Here is a 15,576-nt window from a genome sequence, read left to right as displayed (position 1 = left end):
TCCTTTCCGGGCATGAGCGCCTTGGCGATGATGCCCGCGAGCAGACCGATGAGTATCCAGGCGATGATGCCCATGATGTGTGTCTCCTACCTGGTCGTATAAAGGCCGTGTCAGGACAACCGGGTGTTCCGAATCGGCGACTTCAAACGCCGCGGGCAGTCTGGAGATGTGGTTCGCCGCATCCGTAAGCCGACCGAGCGCACGAGGAGTTGGCCGTAGGCGCCCGGCTGGGCGCGGCGTTGCACGAGTGATCGCACCGCCCTTGAGAGCCAGCGGCGCCCCCTGCATCGGGACTGTCCACAGTCTCACGCTCCCACCTGGGCCGGCGTGTGGGCCGGAAGTCCGGCTACGGACGCGGGACGAGGTTGTTTGCGGGCGGAGGCGTGGGGCAGGCGGTCTGTGTGCTTCGGACCGGAGGCGCGCGCCAAGCGGAGATGACTCCCACGGCCGCGGATTCCTCGGCGGTCTTTGCAGCTCTCTGTGCGGCATGCCCATCACCATCAACCGGGCCCTCCGCGTTCACTGCTCTGCGGATCGCCCGGATGCGCCGTTCAGGAGGACCCCGCGTGCTCACCGAGAAGTCCGCAGACCGCTCTGCCACCGACCCCGACCGCGTGGGCCTGGCTGCCGGCCCCGCCCCCGCAGACCGCGGTTACGACGATGCACCCGAGACCACCTCGCTCTTTGTCCGACTGGTTGAGCTGGACGACGGGCCGGAGCGGGACGCGGTGCGCGACGAGTTGGTGAGCGTCTGGCTGCCCATGGCACACCGGCTGGCCGGCCGGTTCCGTGACCGGGGTGAAGCCATCGAGGACCTGCGCCAGGTCGCCGCCCTTGGACTGGTGAAGGCCATCGACCGGTTCGATCCGGCTCGGGGCGCCTTCGAGAGCTACGCGATTCCCACGATCACCGGCGAGGTGAAGCGGCATTTCCGGGACCGGATGTGGGCCGTACGCGTCCCGCGCCGTGTACAGGACCTGCGCAACCGTGTCAGGGTCGCACGCCGGGAACTGAGCGAGAGGCCCGGCGCGGCTGAGCCCACCCCCGCGGACATCGCCGCCCACACCCGCCTGACAGAAGAGGAAGTCCGCGACGGACTGGAGGCCATGGAGAGCTTCAGTGCCCTCTCGCTGGACGCCGAAGCAGGCGCCGGTGAAGACGGCTACAGCCTCGGCGACACCCTCGGAAGCACCGACTCCTCCCTCGACACCGTCGTCGACCGCGAAGCGGCGAAGAAGGAACTGCGCCGGCTCCCGGAGCGGGAACGAGCTGTCCTTTACATGCGCTTCTTCGAGGACATGACGCAAAGCCGCATAGGAGAGAAGCTCGGTATCTCGCAGATGCACGTCTCCCGCCTCATCTCCCGCAGCTGCGCCCGCGTCCGCAAGGGAGCTCTGGGCCAGTGACCCGCGGGCTGGAGATGAGAAAGGGTGAACGCCGATGAGTGAGCTACTCGCCTTCGGCCACGACGACCCTGCTGCTGCTGCTCCTGCAGCAGCCGGCGCCGACGACAAGCAGACGGCGCCGTCGGTTCGTCCGCAAGGTGATGGGGTGCGGCAGGCCGCGGTGGACCGGGCGACGGGCGTGGTGATGGCCCTGGGCCGGCTGGACGGGCGGCAGGCCGGAGCTGTCCTGTCCGAGGTCTCCCGGCGCACGGGTATCACCTTGAGCCGCGTTGCCGGGCTGCTCACCGTCTGGGCGCCCACGGGTGAACTCAATCTGGGCCTTCGTATCGCGCTGGAGGAGGCGATCCGGGAGCAGCATCGTGTCGCTCCAACTGAGCAGGCGCAGGGGGGAAGGGGAGCGCTTTGACGGTGTCGGCCGGCTCAGGCGCCGACGGCCGGTTGTCCGCGTCCAGCGAGCTGAAGAGGGACCGCCGAGCATGTGGACGGTGCCCGCTCTGAGGCTGCGGGACGTTCCGACCGATACGAGTTCAACCGTCACGCTGCGGTGGCGCGCCGGACTCGCCGAAAGCCCCGGGTCGGCCGACCCATCTGGCGTCTGCCCGAAGCCACTTCACCCCGTTGACCCGTCGGCCGGGTGAGGGGAAGTCGATGCGCATCGGAGCCGGGTTCGGCATCCTGCAGTCATGACCACATCCCTTCCCGTACGGAATCAGTGGCGCCCTTGGTCCAGCCGGACCCGCCGGGGCGTGGATCTTGCCTTCGCCCTACCGCTGTTCGTGATGGGCACCGCCTGGCTCGCGTTGGACTGGATGTTCGGCCATGGCTTGGAGATATGGGCCACCCAGGGCGATCAGGTCCAGGCCGACGCGGCCACCCTCGCCCACATCCACCGCGTGTGGGTCTTGCTGGTCGCCGTCCTCGTCCTGGCCGTCCTCGCAGGACTCTTCCGTGCCCCTTGGGCGGTGGGCGCCAGCCTGCTGCTGGCTCTTCTGGCTGTTCAGGTCCTGATGGTCATTCAGTATCAGTGGGACACCGGCCACGTCACGGCGCCGGCGTGCGTCCCCTTCAGCGCGAACTGTTGAGACAGGGTGGCGGGCCTGTCGGCGTTGTTGTGATCGCCGGCCCATCCCCGCGCAGAGGGACGCCGCCGGCCCCGCTCGTGGCCCCCGGATAGACTCGTCCACATGGTTCGATCTTCCCGTGGTGAGGCGAGCCCCGGGATGTGGCGGCGCGAGGCGGGGACCGTGGTGCTTCGGGCGGCCGCGCTGCCGGAGCGGACCGGGGAACCTTTCGTCATCAACGCCGGGCTCCACGTACCCCGCGTTCCCACGGAGTGGTCGCCGCACTCGCATCCCCAGCACGAGCTCGTCTGGGTGCGCGGCGGGACGCTCACGTCCCGGGTGCGGGATCGTGTCTTCACCGTGTCGGAGGGGCACGGGCTGTGGATGCCCGCCGGTGTGGTGCACGGGGGCCGGGCTACGGCCGGTGCACAGTTCCACGACGCCTTCTTCGCCCCCGACCGCACGCCGATCGCCTTCGAGGAACCGAAAGCGATCGCGATGACCCCGCTGTTGGAATCACTGCTGACCCATCTGTCCCGTACGGATCTCGATACGGCGGCCAGGGCACGGGCCGAGGCGGTCGTGTTCGACGTGCTCGAGCCGTCCGAGCACCAGTTCGCCCTGCAGCTGCCCGGCGACGCCCGGATCGACGCGATCGCCGAGGCGCTGCTGGACGATCCCGCCGATGACCGGTCGCTGGATGAGTGGGCGCGGCTGCTGGGCGTCAGCGACCGCACGGTCACCCGGGCGTTTCGTCGGGCGACCGGTCTCTCCTTCGCGCAGTGGCGGCAAGTGCTGCGGGTCCACCGGGCGCTGACGTTGCTGGCCGAGGGGTTCGACGTGATGACCATCTCTGAGACGCTCGGTTACGCGCAGCCCAGCTCCTTCATCGCCGCGTTCCGGCGGGTCATGGGGACGACCCCGGGTGCGTACTTCGCCACGGCCGATGCGGTCCCCAGGGGTGTCCGGATTCCCGTATCGAGGGTCCCGAACTCCGGATTGTCGGCGTAGCGGGCGGAATATAGCCTTCACGGAGTTAGGTGACCCTTAGTTGGCGCTCGCCGTGAACGGTGCTGTCCGTATGCGGAGGAGTCTGCGGCCCGGCCGGTGACGGCGGGACGGAGGGTGCCGCGATCGTTGCCCCTCCGAACGTCCGGATCCGTCCATGCTCACAAGCCCCTCCCGGCCTTCCGATCGTCCTGCCGCCGGCCCTGTCACGTCGGCGGCCGCCCTCCATGGACACGACCTCGTGCTGAGGTACGGCGCCAAGCCGGTGGTCCAGGGCGTCTCGCTCGCCCTGGAACCCGGCCGCGCCACCGCCCTGGTGGGGCCGAACGGCAGTGGAAAGTCCACGCTGTTGCGCTCGCTCTCACGACTGCACCGGATCGACGGCGGACGCGTGACGCTGGGCGCCGCCGGCGGGACGTCGGACCGCGATGCCGCCCTGCTCAGTTCCCGGCAGTTCGCCCGCGAGGTCACGCTCTTCTCCCAGTCGAGGCCCGCACCCCAGGGACTGACGGTGGCGGAGGTCGTGGCGTTCGGGCGTCATCCCTACCGGCGCGGCTTCGGCGGGCCGACCGCCGAGGACCGGAGCGCCGTCGACCGTGCCATGGGGGTCACCGGGGTGCGGGACATGGCAGGCCGACTGGTCGGGGAACTCTCCGGCGGGGAGATGCAGCGCGTCTGGCTGGCGGCCTGCCTGGCGCAGGACACCGGCGTCGTGCTGCTGGACGAACCGACCAACCACCTCGACCTGCGCTATCAGATCGAGACGCTCGACCTGGTGCGCGATCTCGTGGAGAAACACGGCATCGCGGTCGGGATCGTGCTGCACGACCTCGACCAGGCGTCCCGTGTCGCGGACACGCTGATCCTGATGAGCTCCGGCCGCGTGCACGCGGCCGGAGCACCCATCGACGTCCTCACCGCCGAGAACATCGGTGAGGTCTACGACATCCGCGTCGAAGTCGCCGTCGACCCCCGCACGGGCCGCCTCCGTATCGACCCCATCGGGCGGTACCCCGCCTGAACCTGCCCGTCCGGGCTCTCTGCGCACGTGTCCGTCCGACAGCACCCACCCGGCGGGATCCGCGACGCCTCGCCGCCCAACCGGGCGGCTCCCTGTCCGGAAGCGGGTTCCTCACGCCTTCTCCTCGTACCGACACTCACGGCGGGCCGCGCCCGACCGTCCACATGTCGATGAATCACCTGGGCGGCGCGTCGACAAGAACGGCGCGTCCGCCGCTGTCACACATCGCAACGAACCACGCATCGAAAGAAAGAGGAACCCTCATGAACCGTGCCCGGCTCCTGGCGGCCTCAGCCTCCGCAGGGCTCGTCGTCCTCGCCGCGACAGCCTGCGGCACGACCGACGTCGACAAGGTCGCGCCCGCCAACAGCGCCACCGCGTCGCCCGCCTCGAAGAGCTGCGCCGACGACACCACGACCACGGCGACGGGGCCGGTCTCCTTCAAGGACGGCGTCGGCCGGCAGGTGAAGCTCGACAAGCCCGCCAAGCGAATCGCGGTTCTTGAATGGCAGCAGGTGGAGGACGCGTTGACCTTGTGCGTCACCCCCACTGCGGTCTCAGACGCCAAGGGGTACAGCACCTGGGTCAGCGCGGAGAAGCTGCCCGGCGGGGTGACGGACATCGGCACCCGTGAGGAGCCCGACCTCGACACCCTCTACGCCGCCAAGCCCGACCTCATCGTCGTGGAGGCGTTCGACGCCGATGACGAGACGATCGCGAAGCTGGAGAAGCGGGGTGTCCCCGTGATGGCCACCCGCGGCGCCAACCCCGACGACCCGATCGGCAACATGCGGGACGTGTTCAGCATGATCGGCAAGGCGACGGGCCGTACCGAGCGGGCCGACCAGGTGCTCAAGGAGTTCGACCAGCACCTGGCGAAGGCGAAGCAGCAAGTCGTCGACGCCGAACTGCCGACGAACGACTTCCTGTTCTTCGACGGATGGCTCGAGGGCGGCAACCTCACGATCCGCCCCTACAGCGACGGGGCCCTGTTCACCGAGATAGGCAAGGAACTCGGCATGAAGCCCGCGTGGACCAACGACGTCAACAAGGCGCACGGCGACGGCGGCGTGGACCCCGCCTACGGCCTCGCGCAGACCGACGTCGAGGGACTCGCCGCGGTGGGCGACGCCAACATCTTCTACGCGAACGACGAGGGAGCCGGCGGTTACGTCGCGGCGCTGGCCAAGAACCCGATCTGGAAGACCCTTCCGGCCGTCAAGGAAGGCCGCGCCCACGCGTTCCCGGCGCGGGTGTGGGGCGCCGGCGGTCCGCGCTCCTGCCAGCAGGCGATCGACGCCTACGTCGACGTCCTCGACAAGAAGTGAGCACACCGCAGACGGCGAGCGCACCTCCCGAGTCGTCGACGGGTGGGGGAGTGCCCCCGCGGGCTGATCGCCGCGGCGGCCCCGCCGGGGCGGCCGTCCTGGGACTGCTTCTCCTCGTGACCACCCTGGTGGGCCTGTGGCACCTGACGCAGGGGACGTCGGGCGTCGGCATCGGCGACCTGCTACGCCACCTCGCCGGGCGACGGGAGAGCGCCGGCGGACCGCCGGTCGCCGAGATCATCTCCGGCTCGCGCATCCCGCGCCTGCTCGCCGGAGTGGCCGTGGGCTTCGCCCTCGGCTGCGCCGGCGCGCTGCTGCAGTCCGTCACCCACAACGCGCTCGCCTCCCCCGACACGCTCGCGGTGACGGCCGGGTCCTATTTCACGCTCACGCTGCTGGCCGCGTTCGGTCTCGCCGTCCCGCTGTGGGCGTCCGGAGCCGTCGCATTCGCGGGGGGACTGGTCGCGGCGGCGCTGGTGCTGCTGCTCGCGGGACGGGCCGCGGGCACCGCGGGAACCCGTCTCATCCTCGCCGGATCGGCGATGGCGATGGCTCTGGACGCGGCGTCCGGGATGCTTCTGATCCTGTTCGACCAGAACACGACCGGTCTCTTCGCGTGGGGGAGCGGTTCGCTGGCCCAACTGAACATCGACGCGTCGGTACGAGCCCTGCCGCTCGTGGCGGTGGTGTTGTGCGTCGCCCTCGCCCTGTCACGGCGGCTGGACGTGATGAACCTCGGCGACGACGCCGCGTCCACCCTCGGCGTGCCGATCCGCACCACCCGGGTGACCGCTGTGCTGTGTGCGGTACTGCTGACCAGCACCGCGGTGACACTCGCCGGCCCGATCTCCTTCGTCGGCCTCGGCGCTCCCGTCCTGGCCCGCCTGATCGCCGGGCGGGTGGGGGCATTGCGCCGGCACCTCTACCTGGTCCCCGCGGCCGGGCTGCTCGGAGCGCTGCTCATCCTCCTCGCGGACGCCACCCTGCGCGCGGTGCAGGGCGCCGACGGGGCTGCCTCCATCCCCACCGGCGTGCCGACCGGACTGCTCGGCTCCGTCGTGATCGTGGTCCTCGCGCTGCGACTGAGGGACACCGGCCGGCTCCAGCACCCCCCGCGTGCGAAGGTCGCCGCACGGTCCCACCGCGCCTTCCTCCTCGTGCTGTTCGGCGCGCTGGTCCTCCTCGCGGGGGCAGTCCTCATGGCGACCCTGGCAGGGAGTCTCTGGCTGCGGACGGGCGACATCGCGCTCTGGGCACGGGGCGCCGCCCCCGACCTGATCGGCCAGGCGCTCGACGACCGCGTCCCGCGCGTTGCCGCGGCGGTCCTGGCCGGCGCGGCACTGGGGCTGGCCGGATGCGTCGTGCAGGGCGCGGTACGCAACCCGCTGGCGGAGCCGGGCATTCTCGGCATCACGGCGGGCGCGGGGTTGGGCGCCGCCGGCGTCGTCACCTCGGATCTGTCAGGGGGACGGACGGTGCTCATCGCCGTCGCGGTCGTGGCCGGCCTCGCCACGTTCACGGTGATCGCCCTGCTGGCCTGGCGCGGGGGCTTCCTCCCCGACCGGTTCGTACTGATCGGCATCGGCTGCGGGTACGGCCTCAGCTCCATCACCACCTTCCTGCTGCTGCGCGCCGACCCGTACAACACGCCCCGGATCTTCACCTGGCTCTCCGGTACGACCTACGGCCGCACGCTGCCCGACGTCCTACCGGTCGCGGTGGCCCTGGCGCTCGCGCTGCCCGTGCTGCTCGCCATGCGTGGCCGGCTCGATCTGCTCGCCGTCGACGAGGACACCCCGCGCATCGTCGGCGTCAACGTGGAACGCACACGGCTCGGCGCCCTCGCGATCGCCGCGGTGCTCGCAGCGCTCAGCGTGATCGCCGTCGGCGTCGTCGGCTTCGTCGGGCTCGTCGCCCCGCACCTCGCCCGGTCACTGGTGGGCGCCCGGCACGGCCGCTCGATCCCGGTCGCGATGCTGCTCGGCGCCCTGCTGGTCTGCGTGGCCGACGCCCTCGGCCGCACCGTCGTCGCACCCGCCCAGGTGCCGGCAGGGCTCATGATCGCCCTGGTCGGAGGGCCGTACTTCATCTGGGTACTGCGCACGTCCCGCGCGTGACACCGGCGGAGGCGCGGACGTCGCGCGCATGACCCCACCGTTGGTGCGCGCGCAGACCGACCTGACGGCGTCCCGCACCCCGTCGGCTCGCGGGCTGACCTCGGGGCGCGACGGCCGGAGCCGCCCGCCGAGTGCCGCGGGCGGCCCCCGCCGCCAGACCCCCGGGAGCCGTCCCCGTCCCCGATTCCATCCCCAGCCCGTCCGACCCGTTCAGGAGCACCGCAATGTCGTCCCAGCAGGAAGCGCCCGTGAAGGGCATCGTCGTCGAGTTCGAGCCCGATGCGTCGCCGGACCCGCTGAGGCGGCTGGTGCGCCAAGACGTGCTGGAGCGCTGGCAGGCGGTCGACCGTTCTCCTCACACCCCCCACATCGTCGCCGTCGCGGCCGCCGATGGTCAGGACTGGGTCGCCGCCGCACTCGTGACGGCCCGTCCGCACACCGCCTATCTGAAGATCGTCGACGCTGTCGGCGACGTGCCGTCAGCCCTCACGGCCGTCATCGACCACGCACGCCGCCGGGAGCTCGCACAGGTCAAGTGGGAAGGCTGGACGGCGAGTCCCGAGGACGCCGCCGCTGCGGGCTTCGCGCCGTTGCGGCCTCCGCTCGCCCTGTCGGAGGGTGCGGAAGGTCCTGCCACCGGTTACGTCCGCTGGCTGCACGACAGAGTGGCCGGCGAACCCCCGTACTACGGACAGACCACGCACTTCACCTGCGGTGCCGTCACCGCCCTGATCGCGCAGGCACACGCGGGAGCTGTGCCCAGCGAGGCGCTCGACCGGCGATCAGAGCTGACGCTGTGGCGCGAGGCGACCAACTTCCTCGCGTGCGAACCCGTCGGGCTGGGCGTTGCGGTGCACCGCAGGTGGCCGTCGTCCCCCGTCACCGTCCACCTCGACACGGACCGGCCCGTGCTGATCGACCATCACGCGCAGGGCGAGCAGGAGTGGCGGGCTGTCCTCCAGAGCGCCTCGCGCACGGAGGCCGAACGGATCGGAGTGCCGATCGACCCGAACCCCCTCTCCACCAGGGCGATCCGGGAGGCGGTCGGCCGACAGGAGAACGTCCTGCTCCTGGTCTCGCTCGCAGGAATGCAGGGGTTCGACGTGCCGCACTGGGTGCTCTGCCACGGTGTCGCGCCCGGTGCCATCGTGATCGAGGACCCGTGGGCCAACGCGGCGACGGGTGACACCTGGGTCGACGCCCATCTTCTGCCCATCCCCGATCCCTCGCTCGACACGATGTCGACCGTCTCGGTAGATGGCATCCACGGTGCCGTGACCATCGGCCGCCCGTAGGGGCCCAGCGCCTCTACTTCCGGACAGGCCGGCGAATGGCGGCCCCGCTGGGCAGGGGGGCTCGGCGCCAGGCCCGGTCGACACCGGACTCCTCAACGGCCGGAAGTTGTCGCGACTGCCGGGCAACGGAAGCCGCCGCTGACACCCCGGCAGAGCCCCAGGCCGGTGGGCTACTCCGACAGCTGTTCCGTCAGGTCCTTGACGAGATGCCACTCGTCCCCGTCCTTCTCGAAGACGAACCGGTGGTCACCCATAGAGGACGGGGTCGCCTCCAGTCCGCCGCCGTGTTCGTCGGACAGGTAAGGAGTGGTGATCTCAGTGACGTCCACCGTGAAGTGCGCGCCCTTCGTCCGCACCTGCGTCACCTGAGCCCTCGCGTCGGCCTGGTTCCAGACCTTGCCCCGGGGCGCGGCGTACTTCCGCCAGGCAGCATCAGGCGCGTCCGCGCTCCGCTGGAAGACCTCTTCGGCGGCCTGCTCAAGAGACCTTTGTTCCGATTCTCGCTCGGCCGCCGTGGCCTGGCTCCTCAAGACCAGCCCGCCGGCCACAGCGACAAGCACCGCCGCAGCCGCGGCCAGTCCCACCTTGCGCTTCTTGTACACCGTTGCCCCCAACTCGAGGTCCATCGACATATCGATGCACTGATCTACCGGAGAGTAGCAACGATCGAACCTTCATCCCAGACGAATCCGCAGGTCGGAGCCTTGATCACGCAAGTGTGGGTATCCAGGACCGCGTGAGGCCGATGCAGCTTCGATGGCTCAGATCAAGGGTGTCCTTGGCGAAGCGAAAGCCCGGGTCGCGCGAGACGGCGTCCCGACCCCGGCTGACCCGTGCTCAGCCCCCGGCCGCGCCGCCGTCAGGAGCGCGTGAGCCGGGCCGCGAGATAAGGCGCGGTGGCGCTGCGGCGGGCCCGCGCCACCTTGGCCGGCGGGCCCGCCGCGACCACCCTGCCGCCCGCGTCGCCGCCGCCCGGCCCGAGGTCGATGACCCAGTCGGCGGTGGCGATCGTGTCCAGGTCGTGTTCGACGAGGACGACCGTGTTGCCGGCGTCGACGAGCCGGTGCAGCTGTCGCAGCAGCAGCGCGATGTCCGCGGGGTGCAGCCCCGCCGTCGGCTCGTCGAGCAGGTAGAGCGCGTGCCCGCGGCGGGCTCGCTGCAGTTCGGTGGCCAGTTTGATGCGTTGGGCCTCACCACCGCTGAGTTCCGTCGCGGGCTGGCCCAGCCGGAGGTACCCCAGGCCCACCTCGCGCAACGTCTCCAGGCTGCGGGAGGCGGCCGGGACGGCGGACAGGAACGTGGCGGCGACGTCGACGGAAAGCGCCAGCACTTCCGCGATGTTCTTGCCGCGGTAGGTGACCTCCAGCGTCTCGGCGTTGTACCGAGCGCCCTCGCAGGTCGGGCACGGCGCGTAGGTGCCGGGCAGGAACAGCAGTTCCACCGCGACGAAGCCCTCGCCCTGGCAGGTCTCACACCGCCCCTCGGGCACGTTGAAGGAGAACCGCCCGGCCGAGTAGCCACGCGCCCGGGCCTCCTCCGTCGCCGCGTACAGCTTGCGCACCGCGTCGAACATTCCCGTGTACGTGGCCAGGTTCGACCGGGGAGTTCGACCGATGGGCCGTTGGTCGACCAGGACCAGCCGGTCGAACGACTCGACCCCCGACGCGTCCTGGACGTCGACCTCCAGCTGCGCCTCGTCGGGCTCATCAGGTACGAGTCCGAGGTGGCCGCGGACGACCTCGGCGAGCACCTGCGTCACCAGCGTCGACTTTCCGGAACCGGACACGCCCGTCACCGCCGTCAGTACGCACAGCGGTACGTCGACGGACACCTCGCGCAGATTGTGGCGGGAGACGCCGCTCAGGTGCAGCCAGCCGTGCGGTGTACGCGGGCGGTGATCGAGCGGCTGGGCGCGCCCGAACAAGTACGGGCTCGTGGCCGACTCCTCGACCCGCTCAAGACCGGCGACCGGGCCGCTGTACAGCACGCGTCCGCCGCCCTCGCCCGCGCCGGGGCCGATGTCGACCACCCAGTCCGCCCGCCGTACGACGTCCATGTCGTGCTCCACGACGAACAGCGAGTTGCCCGCCGCCTTGAGGCGGTCCAGCACGTCCAGCAGCGGTTCCGCGTCAGCCGGGTGCAGGCCCGCGGAGGGTTCGTCGAGGACGTAGACGACGCCGAACAGCCCCGAGCGCAACTGGGTGGCGATCCGCAGGCGCTGCGCCTCGCCGGGCGACAGGGTCGTCGAGCGGCGCCCGAGGCTGAGATATCCGAGGCCCAGGTCGAGCAGTACGTCGACCCGCGCGACCAGATCGGCGCAGATCCGGACCGCGACCTCGGTCGTCTCCCCTGATCGGGCGATCGACGTGGTGGCGTCGGCCTTGGACCGCCCCGCGACGGGCCGCAGCAGCGCCACGACCTCGGTGAGCGGCATCGCGTTGATCTCGGCGATGGAACGTCCGGCGAAGGTCACGGCCAGTGCCTCGGGCCGCAGTCCGCTGCCGTGACACTCGGGGCAGGGCACACTCCTGACGAAACGGAGCGCCCGTTCGCGCATCTTCTCGCTCTTCGAGTCGGCGAGGACGTGCATGACGTGCTTGCGGGCGCTCCAGAACGTGCCCTGGTAGCCGTAGTCGACGCGGTCCTCCTCCGGCTCGATGTACACGGAGGGCTGCTCGTCCGTGTACAGCAGCCAGTCACGGTCCTTCTTCCTGAGCCTGCGCCACGGTCGGTCGATGTCGATCCCCAGGCCGTTCACGACGCTGCGCAGGTTGGCGCCCTGCCAGGCGCCCGGCCAGGCGGCGATCGCCCCCTCGCGGATGCTCAGTGAGGGGTCCGGGACGAGCAGGTCCTCGGCGACGTCGTGCACGACGCCCAGTCCGTGGCACTCCGGGCAGGCGCCGGCCGCCGTGTTGGGTGAGAAAGACTCGGCTTCCAGCCGCGCGGCCCCCGGCGGGTAGGTGCCGGCGCGGGAGTACAGCATGCGCAGCAGATTCGACAGCGTGGTGATGGTGCCGACCGTCGAGCGCGAGCTGGGCGACCCGCGTCGCTGCTGCAGGGCCACGGCCGGAGGCAGTCCGGTGATCTCCTGCACGTGCGGTGCGCCGACCTGTTGCAACAGCCGTCGGGCGTACGGTGCCACGGACTCGAAGTAGCGCCGCTGGGCCTCCGCGTAGAGCGTGCCGAACGCGAGCGAGGACTTGCCCGAACCGGAGACGCCGGTGAAGGCGACCATCGCGTCCCGCGGAACGTCGACATCGATGTTCCGCAGGTTGTTCTCACTGGCACCCCGGACATGCACGAAGGGGTCGCTCGCGTCCTTGTTCACGGTTCCTGACTACCTGATCACGCCGGGAACCGCGCGACAGGCGCCGCCACCGGGCCCCGCGCACACGAGCATCCGGAGAGCCTCGGTATGAGCCGCTGCCGGCGCACGTTCGATCAGACCGTGGGAGACGGTCGGCTCCGTGGGGCCCAGGCCCGACGGTCCACACGATCCCGTCGTCGCCCTCACGACCACCTGATCCGAGCTGGGCGGCAACGGCAGGCGCCGTTGTGGCCGCGGGCTGGGCCGCCAACCAGCTCATGCAGCGCTACAGCGAGCGTCGATGAACCAGATCGCTGGGAGGCTCTGGGGGCATGGCCGTCGTGATATTTCTCGGTGCGCAGATAGGTCCGCGCCCTTCGGAAGGAACGGCGAAAGCAAGCCGTTGAAGCGCACATATCGGCCTTTGCCGCACCTTCCGGCAGGTTTCCCCTGTTGACTGTCTGATGGCACTTTGCAACGCCCAGAGCAATCCGAGGGGAACCGCCTTGATGAAGAAATTCGCCGCCGTGGGAGCGGCCGTCGTGCTCGGTTGGGCACTGGGTACCGCGCCGGCCAATGCGGCGCCGGCCTATTACCACCTGCAGAACAAGGCCACCAACGATTGCCTGGATTTTCGGGCCGACTACGGACCCTACGCGACAGGGTGCAACGAGGGCCCGTACCAGACCTGGCTCATGAACGACACCATCGGCCGGCTCTCCGAAATGCGGCAGAACGCAGGTAGCAGGCTGTGTCTGGTCGCCCGCAGCGGACAGGCGACGATGAAACCGTGTTCGTCCAGCGACCCGGCAGCCCTGTGGAATGCGTACTTCACCACCGCCGGCTTCCAGCTGATCAACAACGTGACGAAGACCTGCCTCGGCGAGGGCTCGGGGGACGTCCGCCACGTCACGCTCGTCAGGTGCACCGGCGGCAATTCCCAGCAGTGGACGCTTTACCGCTGACCGTTCGATCGGGCACTCCACCGCCCAGCGGTTCCCGCCGACGAGCGGCGTCTGCGCGAGTCCCCATCCGCCGGTACCGTGGTTCTGACGGAGGAGGGCACACTGCTCGGTGCCGTCGGGCCTGGCCGCTGACCTGGGCGTGCGCGTCCGTGGGTGGTGTGCGCGCAGCGTCCCGTCGCGCCGACCGCTTGAGGCACGAGCAATGGGCAAGGTCGATACTCATGGGCTCACCGGACCCGTTCCCCGAATTGGCCGACGTGTACGACGCCATTTCCCGTGCTGGGAAGTCGGCCGGTGGAGCGATAGGTTCTCTGCTGACCCATTCCGCGCTCGGCATCGCCATCTGGGATACCACATTGCGGTGCGTCTGGGTCAACGACGCCATGGAACGCTACGACCGGATCTCCCGGAAGGAGCGTTTGGGGCGCTTTCCGCGGGATGCGCTGGCAGGTGATGCGGACAGGCTGGAATCGGTCATTGAACGCGTACTGGCTACCGGCATTCACGTCACCGGCCGGGAGTATCGAGTTCCGGCTGCTGTCGGGGGAGTGTCAGAAGGTGCCGTCACCGCAACCTTCATTCGCCTGAGCGACGCCGAAGATGTCCTGTTGGGAGTGGCCCAGCTCGTTCACGTCAAGGACCGCCGATGGCCGGAGGACCGCCTCGCTGTGGTCAGTGAGTCCGGCTCGCGCATCGGCACCTCGTTGGATGTGATGCGAACAGCGCAGGAGCTGGCTGATTTCGTGGTCCCCTTCTTCGCCGACTACGTCACGGTGGATCTGACGGAGGCGGTGCGACTCGGTGAGGAACCGCTGGAGCGCCTGGGACCGTCGGACGGGCGCATTCCCACGTTTCGACGCGCTGGTAGGGCCTCCATCCACGCCGGGGCTCCAGAGTCCCTGTGGCCCACAGGAGAGGTGGTCTATGTCCCGGAAACCTCACCCTTCATGGAGGTCTTGTCCTCTGGCCGACCCCTGCTGGAGCCAGTCCTCGACGTGCATCACGCCGCCTGGCTGAGCAAGGATCCAGCGCGAGCCCAGAAGATCCGCGAGTTTGGTATGCACTCACTGCTGGTCCTTCCCATTCACGCCCGCGGGGTGCTGATGGGGGTGGCGGTATTCGTGCGAACGGAGAACCCTGCGTCGTTCGACGAGAACGACCAGCTGTTGGCCGAGGAACTGGTGGCCAGAACTGCGCTGAGCCTGGACAACGCGCGCCGGTACGCGCGCGAGCGGACGGCCGCCCTCACTCTGCAGCACAGCCTCCTGCCACGACGCATACGCGGCGGCGAGGCCTTGCAAGTGGCCGCCCGCTACCTACCGGCGGACGCCGAGTACAGCGTCGGAGGAGACTGGTTCGACGTGATCGGTCTGTCCGGTGGTCGCTTGGCGCTCGTGGTCGGAGACGTGGTCGGGCACGGTATAGAGGCGGCAGCCACAATGGGCCGCTTGCGCACCGCGATTCGGACACTCGCCGGTCTCGACATGTCCCCAGGTGAGTTGCTGACGAGGCTGGACCAAACCTTCGCCCGCCTGGTCGAGGACGAGGGCGACACCCATGAGGAGATCGCCGACCCCGCTGTCCCGTCCATCAGTGCCACCTGCGTCTACGCCCTGTACGAACCTGTTCGGCGAACTTGCGAAGTAGCCCTGGCCGGACATCCCTCACCTGCGATCGTGCACCCGCATGGTGATGTGACCTTTCCCGAACTACCGAGGGGAACACCACTCGGGCTCGGCATGCTTCCCTACGAGTCAGCCGAGGTCGGTCTGCCGGCAGGCGGCATCATCGCCTTGTACACCGACGGCCTCGTCGAAGACCGCCGTCAGGACATAGACGTCGGACTGGAACGGATAAGACGTTCTCTTTCCCGAAGCCGCCGCGAACCGTCTCTCCCATCACTCTGCACAGCTGTGATCGGCACGTTGCCTTCTTCGGCTCCGGCCGACGACGTCACGCTGCTGCTGGCGCGCAGCTTCGGAGAGGGCTGAATTCCCCACAGATCAGGAACCGTTGCTGGATCGCTACCGGCCTTCGGGGCCGACGGAGGGTTCGCAAGGGTCTGTCC

General features: G+C 69.7%; 12 protein-coding genes and 1 pseudogene. 10 read left to right on the top strand and 3 right to left on the bottom strand.

All coding sequences use genetic code 11. From position 1 onward, the window contains the following. Window positions 1-74 (bottom strand): annotated as a pseudogene (locus AB0C62_RS33840) (GlsB/YeaQ/YmgE family stress response membrane protein); the annotation flags it as partial. Window positions 75-614: 540 nt separating this feature from the next. Between AB0C62_RS33840 and AB0C62_RS33835 the strand changes: the two are divergent. The 8 genes from AB0C62_RS33835 (at window position 615) to AB0C62_RS33800 (ending at window position 9,236) form a co-directional block, all read left to right on the top strand. Next, window positions 615-1,406 carry a SigB/SigF/SigG family RNA polymerase sigma factor gene (locus AB0C62_RS33835; protein ID WP_362979809.1) on the top strand — a complete coding sequence of 264 codons (792 nt, stop codon included), beginning with the start codon at window positions 615-617 and terminating at the stop codon, window positions 1,404-1,406. A 34-nt stretch (window positions 1,407-1,440) separates the two neighbouring features. Continuing rightward, on the top strand, window positions 1,441-1,812 hold the full coding sequence (locus AB0C62_RS33830) for an ANTAR domain-containing protein (RefSeq protein ID WP_362979799.1): 372 nt from the start codon (window positions 1,441-1,443) through the stop codon (window positions 1,810-1,812). Window positions 1,813-2,089: 277 nt separating this feature from the next. After that, window positions 2,090-2,488, top strand: a complete 399-nt coding sequence (locus AB0C62_RS33825; RefSeq protein ID WP_362979797.1) for a DUF6234 family protein — start codon at window positions 2,090-2,092, stop codon at window positions 2,486-2,488. A gap of 138 nt (window positions 2,489-2,626) precedes the next feature. Then, a complete protein-coding gene (locus AB0C62_RS33820; protein WP_362979807.1) occupies window positions 2,627-3,478 on the top strand; it encodes an AraC family transcriptional regulator in 852 nt (283 codons plus the stop codon). 154 nt (window positions 3,479-3,632) lie between these two features. Continuing rightward, window positions 3,633-4,496, top strand: a complete 864-nt coding sequence (locus AB0C62_RS33815) for an ABC transporter ATP-binding protein (RefSeq protein ID WP_362979795.1) — start codon at window positions 3,633-3,635, stop codon at window positions 4,494-4,496. A gap of 263 nt (window positions 4,497-4,759) precedes the next feature. Beyond that, window positions 4,760-5,824, top strand: coding sequence for an iron-siderophore ABC transporter substrate-binding protein (locus AB0C62_RS33810; RefSeq protein WP_362979793.1), 1,065 nt, complete (start codon window positions 4,760-4,762; stop codon window positions 5,822-5,824). After that, complete coding sequence (locus tag AB0C62_RS33805) at window positions 5,821-7,941, top strand: iron ABC transporter permease (protein ID WP_362979791.1); 2,121 nt, start codon at window positions 5,821-5,823, stop codon at window positions 7,939-7,941. The genes AB0C62_RS33810 and AB0C62_RS33805 overlap by 4 nt, the downstream gene beginning before the upstream one ends. A gap of 224 nt (window positions 7,942-8,165) precedes the next feature. Further along, complete coding sequence (locus tag AB0C62_RS33800) at window positions 8,166-9,236, top strand: peptidase C39 family protein (protein ID WP_362979789.1); 1,071 nt, start codon at window positions 8,166-8,168, stop codon at window positions 9,234-9,236. A gap of 170 nt (window positions 9,237-9,406) precedes the next feature. Here the strand turns inward: AB0C62_RS33800 and AB0C62_RS33795 are convergent, their stop codons facing one another. Together AB0C62_RS33795 and uvrA are read right to left on the bottom strand one after the other, a co-directional pair. Beyond that, a complete protein-coding gene (locus AB0C62_RS33795) occupies window positions 9,407-9,862 on the bottom strand; it encodes a hypothetical protein (RefSeq protein ID WP_362979787.1) in 456 nt (151 codons plus the stop codon). A 233-nt stretch (window positions 9,863-10,095) separates the two neighbouring features. Next, window positions 10,096-12,564, bottom strand: coding sequence for an excinuclease ABC subunit UvrA (gene uvrA, locus AB0C62_RS33790; RefSeq protein ID WP_362979785.1), 2,469 nt, complete (start codon window positions 12,562-12,564; stop codon window positions 10,096-10,098). Window positions 12,565-13,052: 488 nt separating this feature from the next. Here uvrA and AB0C62_RS33785 point away from each other — a divergent pair, with 488 nt between their 5' ends. Both AB0C62_RS33785 and AB0C62_RS33780 read left to right on the top strand, forming a co-directional pair. Continuing rightward, window positions 13,053-13,508 carry a ricin-type beta-trefoil lectin domain protein gene (locus tag AB0C62_RS33785; protein WP_362979783.1) on the top strand — a complete coding sequence of 152 codons (456 nt, stop codon included), beginning with the start codon at window positions 13,053-13,055 and terminating at the stop codon, window positions 13,506-13,508. 221 nt (window positions 13,509-13,729) lie between these two features. Beyond that, on the top strand, window positions 13,730-15,499 hold the full coding sequence (locus AB0C62_RS33780; protein WP_362979781.1) for a SpoIIE family protein phosphatase: 1,770 nt from the start codon (window positions 13,730-13,732) through the stop codon (window positions 15,497-15,499). The last annotated feature ends 77 nt before the right edge of the window (window positions 15,500-15,576 follow it).

Source organism: Streptomyces sp. NPDC048643, assembly GCF_040650615.1.
GTDB lineage: Bacteria > Actinomycetota > Actinomycetes > Streptomycetales > Streptomycetaceae > Streptomyces.
The sequence above is the reverse complement of the archived record's forward strand: the minus strand, read 5'-3'. Positions and strand labels throughout refer to the sequence as shown.

Bases quoted from the DNA above. Each gene is read 5' to 3' on its own strand.
- AB0C62_RS33830 (WP_362979799.1), top strand. From the start codon at position 1,441: ATGAGTGAGCTACTCGCCTTCGGCCACGACGACCCTGCTGCTGCTGCT.
- AB0C62_RS33825 (WP_362979797.1), top strand. From the start codon at position 2,090: ATGACCACATCCCTTCCCGTACGGAATCAGTGGCGCCCTTGGTCCAGC.
- AB0C62_RS33820 (WP_362979807.1), top strand. From the start codon at position 2,627: ATGTGGCGGCGCGAGGCGGGGACCGTGGTGCTTCGGGCGGCCGCGCTG.
- AB0C62_RS33815 (WP_362979795.1), top strand. From the start codon at position 3,633: ATGCTCACAAGCCCCTCCCGGCCTTCCGATCGTCCTGCCGCCGGCCCT.
- AB0C62_RS33810 (WP_362979793.1), top strand. From the start codon at position 4,760: ATGAACCGTGCCCGGCTCCTGGCGGCCTCAGCCTCCGCAGGGCTCGTC.
- AB0C62_RS33800 (WP_362979789.1), top strand. From the start codon at position 8,166: ATGTCGTCCCAGCAGGAAGCGCCCGTGAAGGGCATCGTCGTCGAGTTC.
- AB0C62_RS33795 (WP_362979787.1), bottom strand. From the start codon at position 9,862: ATGGACCTCGAGTTGGGGGCAACGGTGTACAAGAAGCGCAAGGTGGGA.
- AB0C62_RS33785 (WP_362979783.1), top strand. From the start codon at position 13,053: ATGAAGAAATTCGCCGCCGTGGGAGCGGCCGTCGTGCTCGGTTGGGCA.
- AB0C62_RS33780 (WP_362979781.1), top strand. From the start codon at position 13,730: ATGGGCTCACCGGACCCGTTCCCCGAATTGGCCGACGTGTACGACGCC.